Raw genomic sequence first — 23029 nt, 5'->3', positions numbered from 1 at the left:
AGCGTACCCACCAATTGGCATAGTTTCACATATTATAAAAATAATGTTAGAGGTCGTGTCGAAAAATATTTTTTTGGTACTTCTCCAACGGCTCAAACCGTTGGTATATCAATATTTATAGAGGGAGGGAATATTAAATGAAGAAATTATGGTCAATTGCTTTAGTTTTAATTTTAGCATTCTTCTTAGCAGCATGTAGTAGTGATGATACTACAACTGATGCGCCGGAAGAAAATAATAATGAGGCTTCGGAGACTAATGAAACTAACGAGGGCGAGGCTTCAGAAACTGAAGAAACAAACGATGCACCAGCAACTACTGGTTCAGGGATGACAAACTTAGCGATCACAGAAAAAATTAGTGCTGAATGGGCACTAACAGGGCATGCAAGTACTGATAACCCACTTAACGGTGCAGGGATGAGAGATGGTTGTGTAGCTTGTCACTCTGGAAATGGATTTTTACAGCAGAATACAGATAATCCTTATACACCTGAGGCTGATGAAGAAGCTGGGGAAGAGGTAGCATTACCTAGAACAATGGACTGTGCTACTTGTCACACAGGTTTAGGTCAAGAAATTTTACAAACTGGAGTTACAGAAGTGCCATTTGTGGATGGTTCTTATGATGCCGGTACAGGTTCAGCACTTTGTCTTTCATGTCATAACGGAAGACAAGACACTAGTGACTTATATCAACAATGGTATACTGGTGAAGGTCAACCTACTGGATATCCACACTATGATGCTGGAGCATTATACTCAGGTAAAGGCGGTATGGAATATCCTGATGCCAACTATGCAAACTCTGGTGCTCACCAAAGTGGTGGTTGTGTAGGATGTCATATGCCAGAGACAGAAGATGGCTATGTTTCACATAACTTCAGCATGGACATTTCAGACATCGACACAGCGTGTGGCACTTGTCACCAAGGTGCTACTGCTTGGGATCTAGGTGGAAATCTTCAAGCTGAACTTGAAGAATTACTTGAGGAGTTACATGAATTAGCTGTAGCAGCAGTAGATGGTGCTGAAGCTGTCGGTACATCTAGGCTATTGTTCCCATTTGTTGATGCAAATGGAGAGCGTGTTGACTTAGACAATGTAAGTGTAGAAGCTTTTGTAGGTGCTTATAACTACTATCTCATCTCTTCTGATAGAAGTGGTGGCGCTCATAACCCGCAATATGCTAAATCATTGTTGCAAGAATCAATTAATGCTCTTAAGTAACTTTTTACTAGAGTTAAAGATTAGTATCTCGAAAAAGACTGTCTCGGTTGAGGCAGTCTTTTTCATTTATTATGTGTTTTATAATCAATGAATTTTATAATTCATTATTCAGGCCACTAAGATCAAAATATAGTTGCGTCAAAACCATTCGCAAACTATTTATTGCATCAAGTGGCTCATTTTTGGTAATTATGAAATTCACTCAATAGGTAAATGATAAATATGTTAAAATTAGAGGACAAGTTTTTTATGTGAATAGTTGGTTTGTTGGTTAGTGGTTAGGTTGCGCTTCCGCCTGACTTTACATTTTAGCTGGTGGCGTTTTATCGTCATGAACGTTTTGTATGTAAAAAAAGCGGGTGTTTTTGCGAACGAACGTCTGAGATTCGTGAGAAGGTCAAGGTGAAGTGAGGGAAAGCACCCGCTTTTTCCATCTTAAATAGTGACGATACATCGTCATGCCGGTTTTGTATGTAAAAAGAAATACGAGGTGTTTTACGATATGAAATATAATATCATTAACTATATTTGTAACGGACTGTTTATTTTTTTCTTTTTAGCAGTTTACTATAATTCGAAAGTAATAATTAATAGCGGATTTTTAAATTTCACACCGGTAAAAATTTTAGTTTTAGCGTTATTATTTTATGTTCCTTCGGTTGTTCTTTATTTTAGACGAGGAGGAAATCCTTTTTTCTTTTCTAGAATTACGTGTGTATTAATGATAATTCCATCATTAATCCTTTATTTAAGTTTTAGTCAATATCATAAACATTTCGGTCAAAACCCGTTTGAAAATCTCAGTCCTTTTCTGATCATTTCAATGCTGCCTTTACTTTTTACAATTCTTCTTAATGTATTAAACGGAATTTTTACACTTGTCTACAAGAGAAGGAAAAAAACTACTTAATTAGTGATTAAGCGCAAGTTCAATTAATAAGTAGATAGTAAATACGAGTGCTGCATTACCATTGAAAGAAAAATTTTAATGACATTGTCACACTTGTATAAGAAACGACCCCTACGGCAAATGTAAAAAAGTGTGCCTCATCATCGGGTGGCAATTCATATTTTAAAACATTTAAAATCATTGCTCCTGAGATAAAGGCAAATATAATTGATTCGGTTAACGGTGATAAGTTAACGGTGATACCGAGAAACCAGCCAGCGAGTATGCCGATCGCTAGTACGTACCGTCCGATTTGGTTATAAATATCAGAGTATTCTCTCCATAAATCGTGAGCTACGGCGATAAAGTGAAGTCCGACAGCAAGTCCATAAAAGACGGCTTGAATACCTAAAACTTCATGGGAAATAACCGTATAAGCAACCAACATGTTGTATACACCGAAAAATAAGATTTGAAGCCAAAATAAAGACCTCGCTTTTCTTGACTCAGAATTTAATTGCGCTTTACGGACGACTTTCTGGATACCGTAAAAAATTAACACCCCTAATAATCCGATGAAATATAACTCCGACTCCATCGTAAAATAATCACCGTATTTTTTAATTGTGATTTGTTCTTTATGTAAAGAAGGAAGCACGTAGACGAATACGTAAGATACAGCTAGTCCTCCCGAAAAAGAGAACCATTTTAACCGATGTACTCGCTTGGCTGGAATAAGCTCATTGGCAAGTAAATGGATTAAGATGAAAGCAACCCCCATAATAAAAGCATCAAGTGACATAGTAATAAACCCCTTATGAATGTTAAGTCTAGTTTTAGAATGTCCAACTTAAGGGCAATGATGTTAAATTTTTCAATGACTTTCGTGAAATTTTTTCGCGTAATGAAAGTAAGACCCAGTTCATGATAAAATGATGTGTAGTGGTGATGTTAAGTTGGGGTTAGGTTTGTGCAAAACCTAATCATTTAATAATTGAAGGAGCTGAAACAATGAAAAATGAAGCATTATTAATTGTTGATATGAGTAATGACTTTGTCGCTGATCAAGGTGGTTTAACAGTAGGTAAGCCAGCCCAAGAAGTAGTGCCATATATTGTTCAGTTAGCAAATGATTTTTTAACGAATGACAAGTTAGTTGTCGTGACGATGGATGAACACGAAAAAGACGATCCTCACTTTGAATTGTGGCCAGTACATAATGTAAAAGGTAGCGAAGGACAAAAACTTTATGGGGAACTAAATGAATTTCACGAGAAAAATAACTCTCGAGAAAATTTTTATTATGTCCCAAAAACGAACTATAATGCTTTTTTTAAGACGGATTTAGCTAATTTATTGCGTACAAATCAAGTTGAAAAAGTACATGTAGTTGGCGTTTGCACCGACATTTGCGATTTCTTAACAGTTGCAGGAGCGGATGCTGAAGGTTTTAAAACTGCAATCCATAAACGAGGAGTTGCAACTTTCCCGGAGTTAAATGAAACTTTTATTAATCATATGAAGCTTTGTTTTCATACGGAAATTATTGAATAGAATTATGATACTATTATTACAGTATTAAATATAAAAAAGATATGATAGAAGTGACAGTAGGAGGTTGGAAATGGATCATTTTTTATTTACTCAACTTGAATTTGTTAGAAATAAAACATTAACGATAATCAATGAGATTTCTGAAGAAGAAGCAGATTTTATTCCTGAGGGATTTAAAAATAACATTCGTTGGCATTTGGGACATATTTATTTTGTGAATGAGAAGTTTTTGTTTTCTACAGTCGGTTTACCGATGGAAATGCCAGATAATTTTAGTGTTTTTTTTGCTCCAGGTACTTCGCCATTAACTTGGAAGGGGGTGCAGCCAACAATTCAAGAGTTAGGCATTTTGCTTGAAAAACAGCAGCAACGTATTAAAGAAACGTTAAAAGAGAGGTTACATGAAAAAGTAAATCAACCAATTACGTTGAAAAGTGGTTTAAAGCTAGAAACAACAGAACAATTTCTAAGCTTTAATTTGTATCATGAAGGCGTGCACCTCGGGACAACTGAATGCATTCGAAAATTATATAAGTAAAAGAAGAGGGGACTGTCCCCTCTTCTTTTGTAATAGTGTCCACTGGAGACGGACATTTTGCCCATTTGTCCACGAGCGGTGTCAGACACCAATGGAGGGAATCTATTTCCTTCTAGCAAAGTCGACGAAACGGAATTTATCGGGTCTGTGTCGAGATTCGGTGTATTGAAATAATCGAGCATCGTCAAGGTAAACGTAGTTTTTTACGAAGACGATATTAGCATAACCTTCTAGATCGAGGAACTGGTCTTCTAATAGGCGATCGAAATCTTCCATTGTTCCTGCATCCCAGTAATAACTAATGGTGCATAAATGGCTCCATATAACAATCCTCCTATAAGAGCAAAGTTATCAAAAATCCCTACAAATAATGCGGTAATTCCGTTTTCGATTGCAAATGTAATGAGTGATTGACATAATATTAAATTACCTATAATATTTAGAATATACTAACTGTTAACAGTTAACAATATATTTTAGTTTTATAAATTAATGAATTTCATCACTCAATATTAGCGCCCTTAGAGGACTAAATTTATTTGAGTTATGTCGTTCTCTAATAGGTTAGATCGATGTGGTTAGTTTAAGGGGATTATTAAATTCGCTTAGTTTGTAAGGATTTTAAAAATTTCAAGTTTTTAAGATTAGGGGTTTTTACATTGGAATTACAAAGACCGAAGCCGTTATATAAGCAAGTTTACGAAAAGTTGAAATCAATAATTTTAGCCGGAGAACTTCCTTTTGGCGAGCGAATCAATGAAGTTCACATAGCAAAAAAGTTAAATGTAAGTAGAGGACCGGTTAGGGAAGCGATGCAAAAATTAGAGCAAGAAGGGCTTTTAGTGAGACAAAAGCGTAATCAACTATATATTTTCACACCTACGAAAAAAGATTTGCTTGAGATTTATCAATGCCGTAAAGCATTAGAATCACTTGCAACGCAAATAGCAGCAGAAAACATCACCGAAAATGAAAAGCTACAGTTTAAAGAGATCATTAAAAGAAGTAAAGCAACGATCAACCAAGTAAATCAACAAAGTGATGCTGAATTTATTTTTAACAACGAACAGTTTCACGACTTTATTTTAGCAATCTCAAAAAATCAACGCTTACAAACACAGCTAACGCAATTACGGTTATTGACCAATTTTTATAGACAATTTAGTGCTAGGGAAAAAGGGCGGAAGAAAGAGGTTTTCGAAGATCATTATGAAATTTATGAAGCAATTATAAGTCAAAAATCAAAAGAAGCTTCTAAATTAATGGCACTTCATATTGAGAGAGATTTACAGTATATAAATTCTATTATTGAGGGGGAAGTAAAAAGTGAAGAAGTATAATATATCGGTTATTCCGGGAGATGGAATTGGTAAAGAAGTAATGCCAGAGGCGCTACGAGTGTTACGAGCAGTAGCTGACATTCACGGGGGCTTAAAGTTTGAATTTGACTCACATCCGTGGGGCTGTGAATATTATTTAGAGCATAATCAAATGATGCCAGAAGATGGGCTCTCGCGCTTGGAAAATAGTGATGCAATCTTCTTAGGAGCAGTTGGTTATCCGAAGCTTGTTCCTGATCACGTTTCTTTATGGGGGCTACTAGTGAAAATTAGACGAGGTTTTGAACAAGTCATCAACGTGCGCCCGGCAAAGCAATTGGTGGGAATACAATCCCCGCTTGTGAACCCACGTGATTTTGATTTTCTCGTCGTTCGTGAAAATAGTGAAGGTGAATATAGTGAGGTCGGTGGTCGCATACATAGTGGGTCTGATGAGATCGCGATTCAGAACGCTGTTTTTACACGAAAAGGGGTCGAGCGGGCGATGGAATATGCTTTCAAGCTTGCTGAACAAAGGCAGGGGTATGTCGCTAGTGCTACAAAGTCGAATGGAATTGTCCATTCGATGCCGTTTTGGGATGATGTTTTTCGTGATGTGTCAGAAAAATATCCTGATATTAAGAGTGATTCCTTTCATGTTGATGCCTTAGCCGCATTTCTTGTTACTAGACCACATACTTTTGACGTTATCGTAGCTAGTAATCTATTTGGAGATATTTTAACAGATGTAGGTGCAGCAATTATGGGGAGTATCGGAATAGGTCCAGCTGCTAATATTAATTTAAATGGGAAATATCCATCGATGTTTGAGCCAGTTCATGGTTCAGCTCCTGATATTTATGGGCAAGGGATTGCTAATCCAGTCGGACAAATTTGGACGGGAAAAATGATGCTGGATCATTTAGGAGAAACAGAGTTAGGTGATAAAGTTCTTGAAGCCATTGAAGGCGTTTTAGAAGATGGTATTAAAACGGCTGATATCGGTGGAACTTCTTCCACAACTGAGGTCACCGATGCGATTATTGAGAAACTGAAATCGGTATGTAAAGTGTAAACAATTTGAAGCTAAAGTCTATAAAATAAAGCATGAATTGGCAACCACAGACGTGAAGCGATCTGTCTCTAATATTGAGATAGGTCGTTTTTTTTCTTGCGAAATGAATGAACATACATGATGAGATATTTGTCCTTTTCGCGTGTCTGAGCAAAAAAATTGGAAATGCTAGGAGTAAAGGAGGGCTAGTACGATGCTATTAATTTATGATCTCATGAAGATCGTTGTGAAAATAAGAAAAATAACCCTTTTTATACTCACATTTGTTTTTTTTATTGCTAGTTCATTTTTTATACATTGGCTTGAGCCTGAAGTGTTCGAAAACCCCTTTATCGGTTTTTGGTATGTGATGACGACGGTAACAACGACGGGGTATGGAGATTTTGTTCCAGAAACGACGTTAGGCAGGATTTTTGGACTTTTTTTATATTTCTTTGGTATCGGATTAATTGCGATTGTCATCGGTAAAGTTGTGGAAGGGTTTGGAATGTATCGGAAGTTAAAGGAGGAAGGAAAGTTGAGATATAAGGGAAGTGGGCACTATGTCATCATAGGGTGGTCTAGTAAGGCGCAGCATGCGATGAATGAAATTTTAGAAATTGATGAACAAGGTAGCATTGTCGTTATTGATACGCTACCGAAAGCACCATATGAACATGAAAAACTATTTTACATTAACGGTGATGCTACAGACACTCACACCTTAGAAAGAGCGAATATTTTAGATGCTAGTGCTGTATTAATTTTTGCAAGAGATAACGAAATTGATCCTGTATCTGCAGACGGAAAAGCTTTAATTATTGTTTCAACGATTGAAGGTTATGCTGTTGAAATGGAAAGAGACATTTATACAATTGTTGAAATAATAAAGGAAAAACATATCCCAAATTTTAAGCATGCTAATGTTGATGAGTTCGTTATCGCGGATGAGGCACTTTCTGATTTAATGGCAAAAGCGGCTGTTCATAAAGGTTCAGGCAAACTTGTGATGAAACTTCTAGGCAGAAAAAATGGCGTTGATTTATGGAAAATTAAGAAACGAGATGCTTGGGAAACGTATAACGATGCTTTTGAAGCTCTAAAAAAAGTAGGGGCGAATTTAATATCAGACCGGAATGACTTTAACCTATTTTCGAAGTTAGACGATTCCATTCCAGATGATGCGGAGTTATTTATCATATGCAATAAAGAGACGTATAAAAAGGTTAAACAACGATAATATGTTGTTGTTACCAATTGAAGATCATCTTAATATTCTTTAAAATGTCCACGTGAGGTGGACATTTTGCCGTATTTGTCTTTTTAAGGTGTCAGACACCGTTAGGCACCTAATACAGACGGTAATATATACGTCTATATTTAGTAAGTTCTGCATGGTGTCAGACACTTATGGGGCATCCCCTTGTTCTTCATAGTTTCTTTATAAGTTCTTTATAACGCTTGTGGCATGTGCTACTTTTTCTTAAATAAAACAACACAATGATCTTTATTGAGCATTACAGCCCCTCATCCTCGAAACGCTTTAAGTCTTTATTGTGACCAATCACTATTAATATATCATTCTCTTTAATAATTTCATCTGGGGTTGGCGACATGATGACTTCTTCGCCTCTTTTCATTCCTAAAATTGTACAACCGAATTTTGCCCGAATATCTAACTCAGCAATCGAATGGTGCGAAACCTTTTTTGTTCCCATTAACTCCATGATGCTATACTCTGGAGATAGTTCGATATAATCAATGATTTTTTCAGACACTAAGTATTGAGCAATTCTAACTCCCATGTCATGCTCTGGATGAATAATGCGATCAGCACCAATTTTTTCAACAACTTTATGGTGATATTCATTTTGAGCTTTCACCCAAACTTGTTTTATATTCATTTCTTTTAAGAGTAATGTACATAAAATACTTGCTTGAATATTGTCACCAATAGCAACGATAACATGATCAAAATTTCTAATCCCCAAAGATTGAAGTGAATTTTCATCGGTCGAGTTTGCGACAACTGAATGTGTAGAATAGTTAGCATATTCATTTACTTTGTCCTCATCAGTATCGACGGCTAACACTTCATGTCCCATATTGTATAATTCTTTACAAACACTACCACCAAAACGACCAAGACCGATGACAGCGAACTGTTTTTTCATTTTAAAGGACTCCCCTACTATTGATATTATAATTAAAATGACCCTCTAATGACGATGTTCGTCACCTTCTAGTATGTTAAAGAGGAAAGCGAATTTTCCTTTCCAACAAACCAACAAACCAACTAAAACAACAAAAAAGACCATTACGAAGAATGATCAATAGAATGACTATTTGACCCTCCTCTCTTCAAGTAACGCTTACGAGGTTAGCTGTCGGATTAGGGACTGAGAGTATCCCCTCTTACATATGTAAGATTCACCCCATGATAGTTAGTAAACTATCAAAATGGTTCCCCCGCTCAAAAATGATTCAGCGATTTATAGGTGTGTATGATATGTTAATTTACTCCTCTATCGCTCGTTTGTCAATAGTGTCTGACACCATGTGAAAACTTCACATGGTGTCAGACACCGTCCGTGGACAAATCGTAAAAATGTCCTTGTCTCGTGGACACCCGTATGAACCAATAATTTTTATAAGTAAACTCACCTGTACAAGGGCAATATAAAAAAGAAATTTACATTTGGAGGTTTTAGACAAAATGAAAAATATTATGGGAAAAGGTATAGCTTTAGGGCTAGGGTTAGTGGTGAAAAGTAAAGAACAAATGGAAGCACTTGTTGATGAATTAGTTAAGAAAGGTGAAATTAAGAAAGAAGAATCGAATGAGGTATTAAATGAGCTACTTCAAAAAGGGGAAGAGACGAAATCTGAATTGGATCAAATGATTAAAGAACGAATGAACATCATGTTAAATGAATTAAACCTTGCGACAAAAGAAGATATACAACGAATTGAACGGCGTCTCGATGCTTTAGAGCAGCAACCAAAATTGGAATAAATGATGGGATTTTGCACCGGTTGTACTAAACGGTTAGAGTATCGTTGACTTCTCAAATGATCCTCCCGTTAATTGATCGTACTTAAAGACCCCCACGTCGCTAACGTCAATCAATTCATTATAGAACGTCGGGATAACATAAGGAGTGGTATTTATCATAAGAAAGAGGATTAGGCACATTCAACGCTATCGAGAAATTGTCGCTGCGTTTACTCGAAATGGATTCGGTTTTGTTATGAAAGAATTAGGTCTCCTTGAGTTGCTTAGTGTGCCTAAGAGGCTGTTTATTGAAGGGAGTAAGGAGACACAAACCAAAACAGTTGGCGAACGATTTAGGCTGTTTTTTGAACAATTAGGTCCAACATTTATTAAAATTGGTCAAATCGCAAGTACTCGTTCTGATTTTATTCCAGCGGATGTCATTTGTGAATTAGAGAAATTGCAAGACGATGTCCCTCCTTTTTCGTATGAAGAAGTTCAGCAAGTCTTTACCGAGGAACTAGGAAAGAATATTAACGATGTGTTTTCTAAGTTTCATGAAGAACCGATAGCTGCTGCGTCCATCGGTCAAGTGCATTATGCCATTTTAAAAACAGGAGAAAAAGTAGCGGTTAAAATTCAGCGTCCGAACATCCGAAAGAAAATTGAAACAGATCTAGAGATTTTACAAGAAATCGCTATGTTAGCAGAGCGAAAGTTTGATTGGGCTGCTAAGTATCAATTGCGTGATATTACCGATGAATTTGCCAAGTCACTTCGCGCTGAAGTAGATTATACAATCGAAGGGAGAAACTCTGAAAAAATAGCAAAACAATTTAAAAATGACCCGAAAATTTATATTCCAAAAGTTTATTGGCCTTTTACTAGCAAAAAAATACTTACAATGGAGTACGTCGATGCAATTAAACTTAATGAAATCGAAAAAATAGAGAAAAAGGGCTATAACCGAAATAAAATTGCTGATAAGTTTGTGAATGCTATCTTTCAGCAAATTTTAATGGACGGCTTTTTTCATGGTGATCCCCATCCAGGAAATGTATTAGTAAAAGAGGGAGAGGTCATCGTCTTGATGGATTTTGGCATGATTGGGCGTCTCACGCCACAAATGCGAGACCACTTCGCATCGTTTGTTATTGCAATGATGCTTCAAAATACAGATGGTGTTATTAAAGCGGCTACAAAAATGGGGCTTGTCTCCGATGATGCGAATATGGAAGTATTACGAACAGATGTTGAACACTTAAGGGAAAAATATTATGACGTTCCTTTCAGCCAACTAAGTTTAGGTGAAGCTGTTAATGATCTTTTTTCTGTCGCTTCAAAACATGGGATTCGCATTCCTACCGACTTAACTCTCGTAGGTAAAGCATTACTCACGATGGAAGGGATGGTGGAAAAGCTTGACCCTAATTTAAGTATTGTGAAAATTGCCGAACCGTTTGGGAAGCAGTTGCTAAAAGAGCGGTATCATCCAAAAAATGTCGTGACTAGATTAATGAAAAATGCCACCGAATACGGAGAAATCGTCACTGATTTGCCAAAAAGCATTAAACAATTCACATCGATTATGAAACAAGGAAAAATGCGCGTAGAAGTTTCGATTTCAGATCTAGATCATTTACTAGCGCGATTAGAACGAGTCAGTAACCGTCTTTCCTTCAGTATCGTTTTACTTTCATTTAGTATCATTATGGTAGGTTTAATCGTCGGTTCATCTGTGGCTGGTCATACTTCAACATATATTTTGCGACTACCAACCGTAGAGATTGGCTTTGGAGTAGCACTTGTCATGTTTCTTTGGCTGATTTATTCAATTATTAAATCAGGCAGGTTTTAACCCCCTCCCCTCAAGAAATTATGTGCATTAAATGGCGGACAGTGACACTTAATTGTAATATAATTATAAATAATACGACAAATTTCGTGGTAAAATTGATTTAATATGCGTTTTTTTTGATCTTGCGCTTTTCTTATAAAGGAGGGGGATTATGGTAGATGTAGAGCAGTTAATACAACGAGAACGAAGGTTTCGGAAATTAGTAGATATTTCACCTATAGGAATTATCGTTTTGAATGAAGGGATTATTCGTTATGTTAATTCTTTTGCAGAAGAAGTTCTTACAAATGGAGAAAAAAGTTCTGTTAAAGGTGAATTTCTAACTGATTACATTCACCAAGATGATCGCGATGCTTTTAAAAACATTATCACTAATCCCGAAAAGTCTGCCTTATTTTTTAACATTCATTTTATTAGCAATAACGCAAAACCCATTCAAGTAGAAATCGTGTATAAAAATATTTACAAAAATAAGCAAACGATCACAACCGTCTTTTTTAAAGATATTACGTTACAAGAAGAGACAAAAAGACGTTTAAAAGAAACAGAAGAGAAATATCGTCTAATTACGAATAATACTTCAGATTTAATAAGTATTATTGACTGCAACGGGATCTTTCAGTATGTTTCACCTTCCCATGAAGTGGTATTTGGTTTATCTATAGAAAAGTTTATTGGAGAAAGTATCATAGATTTTGTTTTCGATGGTGACAGGCCTATTTTTGAAAAATTATTACTGGAAGTAACGAAACATAAGCAATCATTAATGGAAGAAATAAAATATAAAAGCATTGATGGCAACGAAGGCTTTCTCGAAATTCGAGCTACGCCTATAGACGATGCTAGTGGGAATGTCGAAACGATTGTCCTCGTATCGCGCGAAACGACAGAAAGAAGAGAATACGAGGAGTTAACTCGAAAGCTAGATAAACTTTCTGTCGTTGGGCAAGTAGCAGCTAGTATTGCTCATGAAATTAGAAACCCTTTAACTAGTATAAAAGGATTTCAACAGATGCTCGAAGCGAGCTTTATTGATGATAAACAACGTTTTTATTATGACATCATCTCAAAGGAATTGAATAAAATTGAGTCTTTTGTCAATAAATTTATGAAATTAGCCCATCCTGAAGTCGTTCCTTTCCAAACTTTTAAGCTTAAAAGTCTTTTAGAAAATAGCTTTGAGATGATAAAGGAAACAGCTTATTCATGTAATATCAAAATTGTTACAGTTTGGGATACTGAAAAGAATATAAAAATAAACGGTCAAGCTGATCCTTTAAAACAAGCGATCGTAAATATCTTAAATAATGCTATTGAGGCATCGGCTGAAAACAGTGAAATTGTCGCTGAAGTTACAACGACTAAAAATAAAATGGTGCGAATAAGCATTATAGACCACGGTCATGGAATGCCAGCCGAACGGATATCACACTTAGGAACACCTTTTTATACAACGAGAGAAAAAGGGATTGGTCTAGGGTTAACGATTAGCTTTAAAGTGATTCGAGAGCATCATGGATCAATCAATGTGAAAAGTGCAGAAGGTGTCGGAACGAAAGTAGAGATATTACTACCATTATGTCTTGACGATTAATAAAAAAGTGTAATATATTACATATATACGTAATAGTTTATGTAAAAGAGCAAAAGGTAGGTGCGAGATGAACACTGATAAGATGACGGATATTGAAAAGCAGCAATATATTTTCGGAAATATCTTTCTTTTAGCAAATAAATTACAAGTTAAAGGCGACCATTTTTTAGCAAGAGATGACAAGACCGACATGACACTAAGGCAATGGTTTCTTACCATTATGATTTTAAAGTTTAAAGATAAGCACCCTACTCTCGGTGAAGTCGCTGAACTCATGGGGAGTTCACATCAAAATGTAAAGCAATTAGCGTTAAAGCTCCAAGAAAAAGAATTTTTAAAAATCGAAAAAGATGCGAGAGACGGAAGAGCGATTAGACTAAAACTGACTCAGAAAAGTAGAGACTACTGGAAAGCAAGAGAACAAGAAGGTAACCAATTTATTATGGATCTTCTTCAAGACTTAAGTGAAGATGAAATAGATGTTTTATGTAAAAGTTATAGTAAAATACTTGATAGAATATAGTAAGGGGATCTCATTACGAGACCCCTTTTAATTCCTTGGTTCATAATTTAAGTCTTTAAACAATTTGTTTAGCTCTTCTTTCGTTAAGTCGCGCCATTGCCCCTTCGGCAACCCGTTTAAATGAATGTTCATAATTCGGGTACGTTGTAAGCGACGAACTTGAAAACCGAGTGCAGAACACATACGTCGAATTTGCCTATTTAAACCTTGAGTTAATATAATTTTAAATACGTATTTTGAGATTTTCGTTACTTTACAAGGAAGTGTTTTCGTATCTAAAATTTCAACTCCCTCAGACATCTTGTTTAAAAAAGATGTTGTGATCGGCTTATCGACGGTTACAATATATTCTTTCTCATGTTTATTTTCAGCTCGTAATATTTCATTGACGATATCTCCGTCATTTGTTAATAAAAGTAACCCTTCAGAATCTTTGTCGAGTCGTCCAATATGGAAAATTCGTAGCGGATGATTAACAAAATCGACAACATTGCCTTTAATATGCCTTTCGGTCGTACTAGTAATCCCGACAGGTTTATTTAAAGCGATATAAACATTTTCTTGTTCGATCGTTACGGGCTTGTTATCAACACGAACCTCATCACCAGGTTCAACTTTGCTACCAAGTTCAGCAACAACCCCATTAATAGTTACTCTTTTATCAGCAATCCAGCGGTCAGCCTCTCTGCGCGAAGTAATTCCTGACTCACTAATATATTTATTTAAACGCAATTAAAACACACCTTTATGATATTTATGTAATTTCAACAGTTCGATAATCCCTATGGGCATACCATATATAAGATAACTTATATTATCCCCTAAATTCAAGGTTTTAGCAAAGTCACCGACTAATCTTTTTTTATACAAAACTAGCATGCCGAAGCATCGTCCCCATCTAACAGGGAAAAAGGCGAATGATTTCCTTCTCTTCGCTGTGACCTTCTTTCGAATCTGAGGCTCGTTCACGAAATCATCCGCCTTTTTTTTATACAAAACCAGCATGACGATGCGCCATCACTAGTTAACATGTAAAGCTTAGGTTTTCCCTCCAACCAACCACTAGAATTCGTACTAAATATTCGTGTCAAAAGTAGCTTTAGGAGACAAGCCCTATTCAATTATACTAGTAATATAACCGATTGAATGATGAAATTCATTAAGCTGCCCTTTGTTTTCGCTCATCATGTATTTTCACAAAGCTGTTTTCGTAATTGTTGCTTATAGTAAGAGGCTTAGACGAAAAGAGGGAGACGATACTATGGTCGATAATATTAGTTTTGATCTTGTAGGAAAAGTATTAGAGCAAGATATTGTATCAGAGACGGATGTTTTATTACTGAAAAAAGGAACGGTCTTAACTTCGGCTCATGTCGATCTTTTAAAAAAACATCAATATAAAAAAGTGAAAGTTTCAGTAAATAAGTCGTTTGAAGATTTTTATTTTACACATATAAATCGTATTCAAGATCTATATACGAACTTAGAAAGTATAAAGGACGTTTCATTGAAACAGTGGTTTAAACGAGATGAAAGCATCGTAAGATTCGTACAAAAAGATCCTTTAATTTTTGAAAAACTTTATTCAATAAAAAAAACGGAGACTATTTATCGTCATAGTGCGAACGTCGGTTTAATCGCTTTTTATTTAGGTAAGCTATTAAGATTTTCTTATAAAAATAAACTTCGACTGTGGCAAATGGGTGTTTTACATGACATAGGAAAAATGAAGCTCGATCAAGGGATGGTAGAAAATCCTGAAAAATTAACGAAAAAACAATTGGCTGAATATGAAAAGCATCCCGAATACAGTTGGAATGTATTAAGAGGAATTCCCGATATCAATGTAAAAATATTAAATGCAGTTAGAAATCATCGAGAGCGAATTGATGGCTCAGGTTATCCTCGAAGATTGACGGTGAAGTATTTGCACCCGTCTGTACAAATCATTTCAGTTGCAGATGTGATTGACGAATTAATGACAAAACAAGAAAAAAATCTCTTTGAAATCTTGTACGGGTTAGAAGAGGAGGCGCTACAAAACAAACTTAGTCCAGCTGTTGTTTGTCCATTTTTACGAAATACATTAAGAAAGCATATTAATAAACACGTTCTTCTTAATGATGGTAATGTAGCAGAAGTTTCGTTTGTTTTTGATTATGAACCAATGCAGCCTTTACTTTACTTTCGAGAATCAAAGACCTTTATTGATCTTCGCAAATTTCACAAACTAAAAATAGTCGGCTTTGCTTAACATACAATGCGCCTTTTATAGGCGTATTTTTTTGTGCTATATAAAGAAAGACGTTATTAAAAAAATTTAGAAAAAATTAATTCTCACTAAAATAATCGGATTTTGAAAATGTGAAATATAAAGGAAAGTATTGACTTTTAGTGTTGTCTTTGATTATTATATATATTAATCAGATGAAAATACTTGGAATTAAGGTGCTGACTGGAAAACCAGAGGTCCTCTTTTATTGAAGGGAGATTTCTGGTTTTTTTAACACTATTAAAATTTATAAGTTAACTCGGCAGGAAGTATAAGAAAACTAAGGTTTTTGCCAGGAGGAGCATTGGCAACTTTTTTACGATGAAAGGAGATAAAAGCATGGCAAGTCAACAGTTAAGAAAAAAAGAAATTTATTCAGAAATTAGAGAAACGGCTCCACCACCTTCTAAAAAACTCAATTTAAATACTGAGGATTGGTGGGCAGTTTGGTTAGGATTTGGTATTATATCTTTAATTTTATTATCTTTATTTCCAGCACCAACATTACCGAGCCGGTGGGGAAACGACGGTAGTTTTAATATTATAAGTTCTATTCCAATCAATAACATTCCAGGAGTGATTTTAACTGGGGGAATAGCGTTACTTATTTTCTGGGTCGCTATACGCTTTTTAAAAACAGAAATAAAGCGCAATTTTTTAGTAGCTTTTCCAGTACTATTTGGGTTATCGATATTAGCTTACGTACTTGGACAATATGGTCCTTGGCGCCACTACGGTTTTAATGATGTGATTTGGGCTTTAGTCATTGGATTATTTATAAGTAATGTTTTAAAAACACCAACTTTTTTAAAGAGTGCTCTTCATACGGAACTGTATATTAAAACTGGCTTAGTGTTGTTAGGGGCATCTATTTTGTTTGATAGAATGTTAGCTTTAGGAATGCTAGGAATCGGGGTTGCTTGGATGGTCACCCCAATCGTTATTATCGTTATGTATTTATTTTCACAACGAGTACTAAAAATGAATGACCAAAAAGAGTTAGCGGTAACGATTTCTTCAGCTACGGCCGTATGCGGTGTTTCGGCAGCTATCGCTTCAGGTACAGCAGCAAAAGCTAAAAAAGAAGAAATTACACTTGCGATTTCGATCACGCTCATTTTTACGATTTTAATGATGATCGGTATGCCTGCACTTGTTCGATTATTCGGTTTAGATCCAGTCGTAGGTGGAGCTTGGTTAGGTGGAACAATTGACGCTACTGGTGCAGTTGTTGCTGCAGGTTCATTGCTTGGAGAAAATGCTATGGAAGTAGCCTCAGTGATTAAAATGGTCCAAAATATTTTAATTGGATTTGTGGCAGTAGGTATTGCTTTATTTTTCGTATCTCGGGCTAACTCTCACCAACAAGGATCAGAAAAAAAGCAAATAAAAGGGAAAGAAATTTGGGATCGGATGCCAAAATTTATTTTAGGTTTTATCGGTGCATCGTTAATTTTTTCATTTTTAATACCGCAACAAACAGTTGAAACAGTTTTACCAACAATCGATCAATATCGTGGTTTATTTTTTACACTAGCCTTTGTAAGTATTGGACTTGAATCTAATTTTAAAGAATTAGCTAAAGGAGTCCGAGGTGGAAAACCAATTGTTTTATACATTGTCGGACAGTTATTTAATATTATTCTTACATTACTTGCAGCATGGATTTTCTTTAGTGGGAAATTCTTCTCGTTACCGTTTTAGTAGTTTTTAAAGAGAGCTTAGGAGTAACTAAGCCGGTTAGAAAAGAGGGAGATGTTATTGAAAAAGCTTTTTAGTTTTACTTTTTTTATAGCTATAATTGTAGTCTTCATGCATTTACACCCATCATCAACAGAGGGAAACAGACCTGGTGCGGGAGATATTTGGTGGGCGAATGTAACTGAAATAAATGAATCATATCAAAAGATATCTCAAAAATAAAAATTAGAGGCTGTTCAAAATTCGGTTAGCATAAAGTAGTGCAACGCTGAAATTTGAAACAGCCTTTAATAATAAAATTATATGGTTTAAGAATGTAACTTAGGTGTTCCTCATCCTATTTGATTTTCCTTTATTAATTCATCATACAAATTAGCTAAAACGAAAGTTTTAAACCTCTCAATTTTCTTCCCATCGATATACCGCACACCTAGCTTCTTCAATTCATTGACGTACCAACCTTTACTACCGATATGCATAAGAACAACCTTCCCTTCCATAAAGATGGTTAAGCAAATCTCATTTTATCATCGTAAAGATTGTCTACGTAAGGGGGAATACCATGAGAAAAAGTCACATAGCTTGTCAGCGAGAGGTATTATTCCTCTTCCTCCATTTCAACTAAAAATGGATCATTGATCAAGCCTGTGCGTCGTAATTTTAATGTGACATTAACGTCAATGTCAGCTTTAGCAAACTCTTCGTTCCATTCGTCTTTTACTTCTTTAAAGTGTTGGTAATTTTGCCGTTCCATATGTTCACCGAAACCGAAGATGTCTAATTGGAAATCTTCCTGTAGAATGCGAATGGTTTCTTCGATTTCTTTTTCGAATGCTTCTGAAAACTGTTTTTCCATGTCTAAGTAAGCTTGAAGATCAACGATTTCCATTGGACATTGGATTGTTTCAAGGCGCCCTTCTAAATCGATAGCGACATTAAACTTCGGTACATCATTATCATAACGAGCTCTCACTCTCGTTTTTGAATTTGTAATTCTTGCTGCCATCCACTTATCTTCGCTGCACATTGCAGTAATCGAAGTTCGTCTTAATTTATCTTGTAATAGCAGAAAGTTTCGAACATGTTTAATCGGTAATTCCCCTACGTGTTTCATTCCGTTAAAAATAGCTAACCCATCTAAAATAACTAAAGCGTCCATTTCTACTTTTTCCATGTTACTTCTTGTTTTCCCTTTTTCTGGTGAGCCAATCACTTTCACTTCGGCTGCAATTGGTTCTCTTCCAGGCGATAAAAGAGCAGCGATAAAATCTTTCATACGAATATCAGGGTCGCCGCCCCATTCTTTCACCATCGTATCAAGTTGCTCATGTATTTTTAAAGATGATACTTGCTGAATTGGGTAATTAATTTTTAAGACGTCTTTTGCCGGGACATTTTCAACAACAATAAAGCTAAAGTCGTTTCGTATTTCACGATCTGCTTCAAAAAAGTCTAGTGCTTCTAACAAACCTTCTTGTGCGATTTCTTTACTCATAACGACAACACGCATATGCGAGTAGATGAGCTTTCGAGTGGCAATCACATTCATTTTTTTAGCTAGCTCGGCAATTGTATTCCCTTCAAGTGAAAATAGGATCGAGGCAGTCTCTGTTCCTCTCGTTTCGGGATCCAAAGCAGTAACATTAAATACCTCTGTCGTTAATTGGTATTTATGTTCTTTCCCTTTATCGATGGCTAGACCTGAAACCACAGTTATATCATCTAATTCTGCTTGATCCCAACAACCAGCGGTCGAAACTAGGACAAGACAAAGAAAGAGGAGGATAGCTTTATTCACGAATCTGTTCCCCCTTCTTCTTTTTTTGGTGGTGATGGTGATTTAGAATTTGGTTGCTTGTTCGGGTTTTCAGTTCTTAAAAAAGATGGCCGTTTTTTCATTGCCCAAGAAGGTAAACGAATAAAAATATCTCCATGATCTTGGAGGCTGAACGGTGCGATCGGCGCTAAGTAAGGGACACTAAAAGAACGTAAGCTCGCTAAGTGAGCAACTAAGAATATCATTCCTAAAAACACGCCATAAAGGCCAAAAATAGCAGCTGAAATAACGAAGGCGAAACGGAGTAAGCGAGTCGCAATCGCAAATGTATAAATGGGTGCAACGAAACTGGAAATTGCCGTTAAGGCAACAACGATTACCATGATGTTAGAAACAATTCCTGCTTCAACAGCTGCTTGACCAATAACTAAGCCACCGACAATGGAGATGGTTCCACCTACTGCCCTAGGCATACGAATTCCTGCTTCCCGTAAAATTTCAAAAGTGATTTCCATGATCAATGCTTCAATAACCGCTGGAAAAGGAATGCCTTCTCTTTGAGAAATAATACTAATTAAAAGTGGTGTAGGTATCATCTCGTGGTGATAAGTGATAACCGCTACATATAGTGAAGGCAATAGTAAAGCGATTAAAAAAGCAAAATAGCGTATTAAACGAATGAAACTGCCCATTAAAAAAGGCAGATAATAATCTTCGCTCATCGATACAAAGTCAGAAAAAGTCGTTGGTGCCGATAAAACAAAAGGAGTTCCGTCGATAAATAAAGCGAATTTTCCGGCTAGTAAATGAGCTGCGATGATGTCAGGACGTTCGGTATTATAGAGCATTGGGAATGGAGTGAAAGTTTTATCTTCTAGTAATTCTTCTAAGTTTCCTGAATCGAAAAGAGCATGTATATCGAGCTTATCGAGTCGATGGCGGATTTCTGTTAATATTTCTTGATTTGTAACTCCATCGACATAGGCGAGATAAACTTTCGTAGCAGTTTCGCTTCCGATCGTATGAGATTCAAAGCGCAAATGCCGGTTTTTAATTTTTTTACGTATCAGGCTAACATTTGTTTCAACATCTTCAACGAAGCCTTCTTTCGGACCACGAACGATCGTTTGTGTACTCGGTTCTTCAATCGCTCTTTTTTCAATTTTTTGAACTTCGATCGATAACACTTTTGCTAATTTATCTACGAAAATTAAAGCATTACCATTTAAAATATCATCGATGACTTCATGTTCATACTGAATTAACTCATGCTTAGCCGCTGAAAAAAATTCTTTGCAGTACTCTTCCCAAGTAGATTCGTCTAAAATTTGTTCATTATGGAGATTCGCATCAGTCAAAGGGGTTAAAATAGCCCCATTGATTTTTTGACGATCTGTCATTGAAGTTAAGCAACATAACAACCCATTTTGCTTGCCGATTTGAATTTCCTCGATAAATAAATCAGATGTATCCCCAAAATTATCTTGCAATTTTTGTTTTGTTTTTTCTATACAACTATTAAACGTTGCTGAATTTTCATTATTTTTTTTAGAGACAGAAACAGTTTTTTTCATCCATTTATTCAGCATTCGTTATCCCACCTTTTTTCTGCTTCCCTTTTATAAAAATAATCATCGCAAGCAGGGTAGGGATACCAATTTGAAGTGGCATATGTAAATACAATGGTACAAATTGTAACCCTTCCTCAATATGCTCTGTATAATTTGATGCAATTAAAATCGTAAAAAGAGCAACGATCATCCCAATCGGAATCGAGAAGTAACGATAAGGTACTTGAAACACGTATTCAAGCCCTTTTAATCCCCCGAAAAAAAACACACTAACTTTAATGAAAATTCCTAACATCATTACGAAAATAACGATGGGATCAATTCGTTCAATAAAATCGGCAAAAGCAATTTCTCTAGCTGCAGTTAACAGGGGAAACGTAGCTCTTTCAGACAATTCGGTACCTAATACTGAAATACTAACAATTTTAATGGTTGAAAGAGTGAGTCCTGTAGCAATAACTGCCCCTATGCTCACTTTTGTTACATGTTGAAACTTGTTCGTAAGAGCCATGAACATCGTTAAGACGATAGCTTCACCGAACGGAAAGCCAATCAAACCAGGAAATATAGCATCGTGAATGGGTGTAAACCCTTCGGCTAAAATTGGTTGAAGACGATGCATTTTGATGTCTCCGCTAGCTAAAAGAAAAATAGCAGTTAATAATAGAAAAATAATGATATAAGGGAAAAAGGTTTCCGCTGTTCTGCCTAATACTTCAGGCCCTAAATAAATGACATAAAGCACAGCTATCATAAACAAAATACTTAATACTTCTATTGGTGTATTAGGAAAAAGATCCGTAATTAAAAGCTCCATAAAATCTCGCAACACTCTTGCGGCGATATAAAAAAAGTACGTTGTGTACACTAGGCTAATGATCATCGAAGCGTTTCGACCGAATAGCTGCCCCATAATATCAAAGAGGTTGGTTCCTGGTTGATATGAAAGAATATATGTATATAAACGAATAATGATTATTCCGATAACTGTAGCTATTAAAATTGCAATCCAAGCATCGCGTTCGGCCTCGCCGGCAATTCCTACTACAACGGCTGAACCGATTTGAAATAAAAATATAAGAATGAATAATTGCAAAAGGCTTATCTTTTCTACCATTGCTGAGTACACCTGTTGCCCCCCTTTCTAGTTGAAAGATGTCCTAAGTTTTACCCCTTCGAAAATCTATAACTACTGCCACAGCTAAACCAAATAGGCATGCTACAATAAGGTACATCCCACCGATGCTTAAATGCACATCAAATACTAATTGTAAAGATGATAAAAATGAAACCTTATATAAAAACATGTCGATTATAATAACTAGACCCAACAATAATAGTGCGGTTAATATCGAAGCCAATGTCACCATTCAAATATCCCCTAACTATACTTTTCCTACCATTTCTTATAATGTTCCCCAATATGTGAAGTTATTCTCTACTTCGTTGCTTGAAGTTATGTGTAGCGTTTCACATGGTGTCAGACACCGAAGATGGACAAATCGTTAAAATGTCCACGTGTGGTGGACATTTTAACGATTTGTGAGGTTTGGTGCGTTTATAGGAAGAGGATGACAACATAAATTCACGTCGATTTCAGTCGAAAGTTAATTATGAATTAGTGTATCTTTTTGAAACAATTAATGTTATACTTAATTTATTATTTTTGATCGTTTACAGATGTTGCAAGGATAGCTTTATAAGTTTTCCTCTGAAATGTTTTAAATGAACAAGGATAGTAAATAACACGTGTGCAAGGCGCACAAACAGGAGGAAAACACATGTTACAAGGTACAGTAAAATGGTTTAACGCAGAAAAAGGTTTTGGATTTATCGAGCGCGAAGGTGGAGACGATGTATTCGTACATTTCTCAGCTATCCAAGGTGAAGGTTTCAAATCTTTAGAAGAAGGTCAAGCAGTAAGCTTCGAAATCGTTGAAGGTAACCGTGGACCACAAGCAGCTAACGTTACTAAAGCATAATTAAACTATATATTAAAGGCATCCTCTGAGAGGATGCCTTTTTATGGTGTGCCCAGCATGGGTGCAATCTCTAGGGTGAAAGTCCCGAGCCGTGAAGGCAGAAGTAACGGTTAGCTTAACGCAAGGGTGTTCACGGCGACGTGAAATCTGAAGGAAGCGAGCGGCAAACTTCC

Annotated in this window: 21 protein-coding genes, 1 pseudogene and 1 riboswitch; of the genes and pseudogenes, 14 read left to right on the top strand and 8 right to left on the bottom strand. The window is 36.0% G+C overall.

Translation table 11 applies throughout. The annotated features are described in order from the left end of the window. Positions 1–137 precede the first annotated feature (137 nt). Together BKP35_RS17540 and BKP35_RS17535 are read left to right on the top strand one after the other, a co-directional pair. On the top strand, positions 138–1229 hold the full coding sequence (locus BKP35_RS17540; protein WP_071314681.1) for an ammonia-forming cytochrome c nitrite reductase subunit c552: 1092 nt from the start codon (positions 138–140) through the stop codon (positions 1227–1229). A 502-nt stretch (positions 1230–1731) separates the two neighbouring features. Next, complete coding sequence (locus BKP35_RS17535; protein WP_071314680.1) at positions 1732–2139, top strand: hypothetical protein; 408 nt, start codon at positions 1732–1734, stop codon at positions 2137–2139. A 55-nt stretch (positions 2140–2194) separates the two neighbouring features. Here BKP35_RS17535 and BKP35_RS17530 read toward each other — a convergent pair whose 3' ends face one another. Beyond that, positions 2195–2920 (bottom strand): hypothetical protein, encoded by a 726-nt coding sequence (locus BKP35_RS17530; protein WP_071314679.1) that lies wholly within the window; start codon positions 2918–2920, stop codon positions 2195–2197. 209 nt (positions 2921–3129) lie between these two features. On the opposite strand from BKP35_RS17530, the gene BKP35_RS17525 reads away from it, so the two are divergent. Both BKP35_RS17525 and BKP35_RS17520 read left to right on the top strand, forming a co-directional pair. Continuing rightward, the gene (locus BKP35_RS17525) at positions 3130–3672 is read left to right on the top strand and encodes a cysteine hydrolase family protein (protein WP_071314678.1); all 543 of its coding nucleotides are present in this window, start codon (positions 3130–3132) and stop codon (positions 3670–3672) included. A 70-nt stretch (positions 3673–3742) separates the two neighbouring features. After that, on the top strand, positions 3743–4210 hold the full coding sequence (locus tag BKP35_RS17520; protein ID WP_071314677.1) for a DinB family protein: 468 nt from the start codon (positions 3743–3745) through the stop codon (positions 4208–4210). A 102-nt stretch (positions 4211–4312) separates the two neighbouring features. Here the strand turns inward: BKP35_RS17520 and BKP35_RS19075 are convergent. Further along, positions 4313–4462, bottom strand: a pseudogene (locus BKP35_RS19075) (UTRA domain-containing protein); the annotation flags it as partial. Between the two features lie 407 nt (positions 4463–4869). On the opposite strand from BKP35_RS19075, the gene BKP35_RS17515 reads away from it, so the two are divergent. The 3 genes from BKP35_RS17515 (at position 4870) to BKP35_RS17505 (ending at position 7823) form a co-directional block, all read left to right on the top strand. Next, positions 4870–5550, top strand: a complete 681-nt coding sequence (locus BKP35_RS17515; protein ID WP_071314676.1) for a GntR family transcriptional regulator — start codon at positions 4870–4872, stop codon at positions 5548–5550. Continuing rightward, positions 5537–6604, top strand: coding sequence for a tartrate dehydrogenase (locus BKP35_RS17510; RefSeq protein ID WP_071314675.1), 1068 nt, complete (start codon positions 5537–5539; stop codon positions 6602–6604). Before BKP35_RS17515 ends, BKP35_RS17510 begins: the two co-directional genes overlap by 14 nt. 193 nt (positions 6605–6797) lie before the next feature. After that, positions 6798–7823, top strand: a complete 1026-nt coding sequence (locus BKP35_RS17505) for a potassium channel family protein (protein WP_071314674.1) — start codon at positions 6798–6800, stop codon at positions 7821–7823. A 277-nt stretch (positions 7824–8100) separates the two neighbouring features. Here BKP35_RS17505 and BKP35_RS17500 read toward each other — a convergent pair whose 3' ends face one another. After that, positions 8101–8757: a potassium channel family protein gene (locus tag BKP35_RS17500; RefSeq protein ID WP_071314673.1), complete on the bottom strand. Its 657-nt coding sequence runs from the start codon at positions 8755–8757 to the stop codon at positions 8101–8103. Positions 8758–8937: 180 nt separating this feature from the next. After that, positions 8938–9083: riboswitch (cyclic di-AMP (ydaO/yuaA leader) on the bottom strand. Positions 9084–9299: 216 nt separating this feature from the next. Between BKP35_RS17500 and BKP35_RS17495 the strand changes: the two genes are divergently transcribed. From BKP35_RS17495 to BKP35_RS17480, 4 genes are all read left to right on the top strand, one after another. Then, positions 9300–9599: a phasin family protein gene (locus BKP35_RS17495; RefSeq protein ID WP_071314672.1), complete on the top strand. Its 300-nt coding sequence runs from the start codon at positions 9300–9302 to the stop codon at positions 9597–9599. A gap of 154 nt (positions 9600–9753) precedes the next feature. After that, the gene (locus tag BKP35_RS17490) at positions 9754–11436 is read left to right on the top strand and encodes an ABC1 kinase family protein (protein ID WP_084031735.1); all 1683 of its coding nucleotides are present in this window, start codon (positions 9754–9756) and stop codon (positions 11434–11436) included. Positions 11437–11587: 151 nt separating this feature from the next. Beyond that, a complete protein-coding gene (locus BKP35_RS17485; RefSeq protein ID WP_071314671.1) occupies positions 11588–13030 on the top strand; it encodes a PAS domain S-box protein in 1443 nt (480 codons plus the stop codon). Positions 13031–13097: 67 nt separating this feature from the next. Next, positions 13098–13553: a MarR family winged helix-turn-helix transcriptional regulator gene (locus tag BKP35_RS17480; protein WP_071314670.1), complete on the top strand. Its 456-nt coding sequence runs from the start codon at positions 13098–13100 to the stop codon at positions 13551–13553. Positions 13554–13580: 27 nt separating this feature from the next. Here the strand turns inward: BKP35_RS17480 and rluF are convergent, their stop codons facing one another. Beyond that, positions 13581–14285 (bottom strand): 23S rRNA pseudouridine(2604) synthase RluF, encoded by a 705-nt coding sequence (rluF, locus tag BKP35_RS17475; protein ID WP_071314669.1) that lies wholly within the window; start codon positions 14283–14285, stop codon positions 13581–13583. Positions 14286–14814: 529 nt separating this feature from the next. Between rluF and BKP35_RS17465 the strand changes: the two genes are divergently transcribed. Both BKP35_RS17465 and BKP35_RS17460 read left to right on the top strand, forming a co-directional pair. Beyond that, entirely contained in the window at positions 14815–15807 is a 993-nt protein-coding gene (locus tag BKP35_RS17465; RefSeq protein WP_071314667.1) for an HD-GYP domain-containing protein, read from the top strand. Positions 15808–16146: 339 nt separating this feature from the next. Then, complete coding sequence (locus tag BKP35_RS17460) at positions 16147–17529, top strand: YeiH family protein (protein WP_245742001.1); 1383 nt, start codon at positions 16147–16149, stop codon at positions 17527–17529. A gap of 329 nt (positions 17530–17858) precedes the next feature. Here the strand turns inward: BKP35_RS17460 and BKP35_RS17455 are convergent, their stop codons facing one another. The 4 genes from BKP35_RS17455 to BKP35_RS17440 all read right to left on the bottom strand — a co-directional run bounded on the left by BKP35_RS17455 (position 17859) and on the right by BKP35_RS17440 (position 22003). Beyond that, complete coding sequence (locus tag BKP35_RS17455; RefSeq protein ID WP_071314666.1) at positions 17859–18005, bottom strand: YflJ family protein; 147 nt, start codon at positions 18003–18005, stop codon at positions 17859–17861. Between the two features lie 119 nt (positions 18006–18124). Further along, positions 18125–19324: a Ger(x)C family spore germination protein gene (locus BKP35_RS17450; protein WP_071314665.1), complete on the bottom strand. Its 1200-nt coding sequence runs from the start codon at positions 19322–19324 to the stop codon at positions 18125–18127. Next, a complete protein-coding gene (locus BKP35_RS17445; RefSeq protein WP_071314664.1) occupies positions 19321–20892 on the bottom strand; it encodes a spore germination protein in 1572 nt (523 codons plus the stop codon). The genes BKP35_RS17450 and BKP35_RS17445 overlap by 4 nt, the downstream gene beginning before the upstream one ends. Then, positions 20882–22003, bottom strand: a complete 1122-nt coding sequence (locus BKP35_RS17440; protein ID WP_084031730.1) for a GerAB/ArcD/ProY family transporter — start codon at positions 22001–22003, stop codon at positions 20882–20884. Before BKP35_RS17440 ends, BKP35_RS17445 begins: the two co-directional genes overlap by 11 nt. A gap of 652 nt (positions 22004–22655) precedes the next feature. Here BKP35_RS17440 and cspD point away from each other — a divergent pair. Next, positions 22656–22856 carry a cold-shock protein CspD gene (gene cspD / locus BKP35_RS17430; protein ID WP_071314662.1) on the top strand — a complete coding sequence of 67 codons (201 nt, stop codon included), beginning with the start codon at positions 22656–22658 and terminating at the stop codon, positions 22854–22856. The last annotated feature ends 173 nt before the right edge of the window (positions 22857–23029 follow it).

Source organism: Anaerobacillus arseniciselenatis, assembly GCF_001865995.1.
In the GTDB taxonomy this organism is placed as follows: Bacteria; Bacillota; Bacilli; order Bacillales; family Anaerobacillaceae; genus Anaerobacillus; species Anaerobacillus arseniciselenatis.
The sequence above is the reverse complement of the archived record's forward strand: the minus strand, read 5'-3'. Positions and strand labels throughout refer to the sequence as shown.

Excerpts from the sequence above, each read along its gene's own strand:
- BKP35_RS17505 (WP_071314674.1), top strand. The coding sequence starts at position 6,798 with ATGCTATTAATTTATGATCTCATGAAGATCGTTGTGAAAATAAGAAAA.
- BKP35_RS17535 (WP_071314680.1), top strand. The coding sequence starts at position 1,732 with ATGAAATATAATATCATTAACTATATTTGTAACGGACTGTTTATTTTT.
- BKP35_RS17445 (WP_071314664.1), bottom strand. The coding sequence starts at position 20,892 with ATGCTGAATAAATGGATGAAAAAAACTGTTTCTGTCTCTAAAAAAAAT.
- BKP35_RS17500 (WP_071314673.1), bottom strand. The coding sequence starts at position 8,757 with ATGAAAAAACAGTTCGCTGTCATCGGTCTTGGTCGTTTTGGTGGTAGT.
- BKP35_RS17465 (WP_071314667.1), top strand. The coding sequence starts at position 14,815 with ATGGTCGATAATATTAGTTTTGATCTTGTAGGAAAAGTATTAGAGCAA.
- BKP35_RS17495 (WP_071314672.1), top strand. The coding sequence starts at position 9,300 with ATGAAAAATATTATGGGAAAAGGTATAGCTTTAGGGCTAGGGTTAGTG.
- BKP35_RS17480 (WP_071314670.1), top strand. The coding sequence starts at position 13,098 with ATGAACACTGATAAGATGACGGATATTGAAAAGCAGCAATATATTTTC.
- BKP35_RS17540 (WP_071314681.1), top strand. The coding sequence starts at position 138 with ATGAAGAAATTATGGTCAATTGCTTTAGTTTTAATTTTAGCATTCTTC.
- BKP35_RS17520 (WP_071314677.1), top strand. The coding sequence starts at position 3,743 with ATGGATCATTTTTTATTTACTCAACTTGAATTTGTTAGAAATAAAACA.
- BKP35_RS17460 (WP_245742001.1), top strand. The coding sequence starts at position 16,147 with ATGAAAGGAGATAAAAGCATGGCAAGTCAACAGTTAAGAAAAAAAGAA.
- BKP35_RS17485 (WP_071314671.1), top strand. The coding sequence starts at position 11,588 with ATGGTAGATGTAGAGCAGTTAATACAACGAGAACGAAGGTTTCGGAAA.
- BKP35_RS17530 (WP_071314679.1), bottom strand. The coding sequence starts at position 2,920 with ATGTCACTTGATGCTTTTATTATGGGGGTTGCTTTCATCTTAATCCAT.
- cspD (WP_071314662.1), top strand. The coding sequence starts at position 22,656 with ATGTTACAAGGTACAGTAAAATGGTTTAACGCAGAAAAAGGTTTTGGA.
- BKP35_RS17525 (WP_071314678.1), top strand. The coding sequence starts at position 3,130 with ATGAAAAATGAAGCATTATTAATTGTTGATATGAGTAATGACTTTGTC.
- BKP35_RS17455 (WP_071314666.1), bottom strand. The coding sequence starts at position 18,005 with ATGCATATCGGTAGTAAAGGTTGGTACGTCAATGAATTGAAGAAGCTA.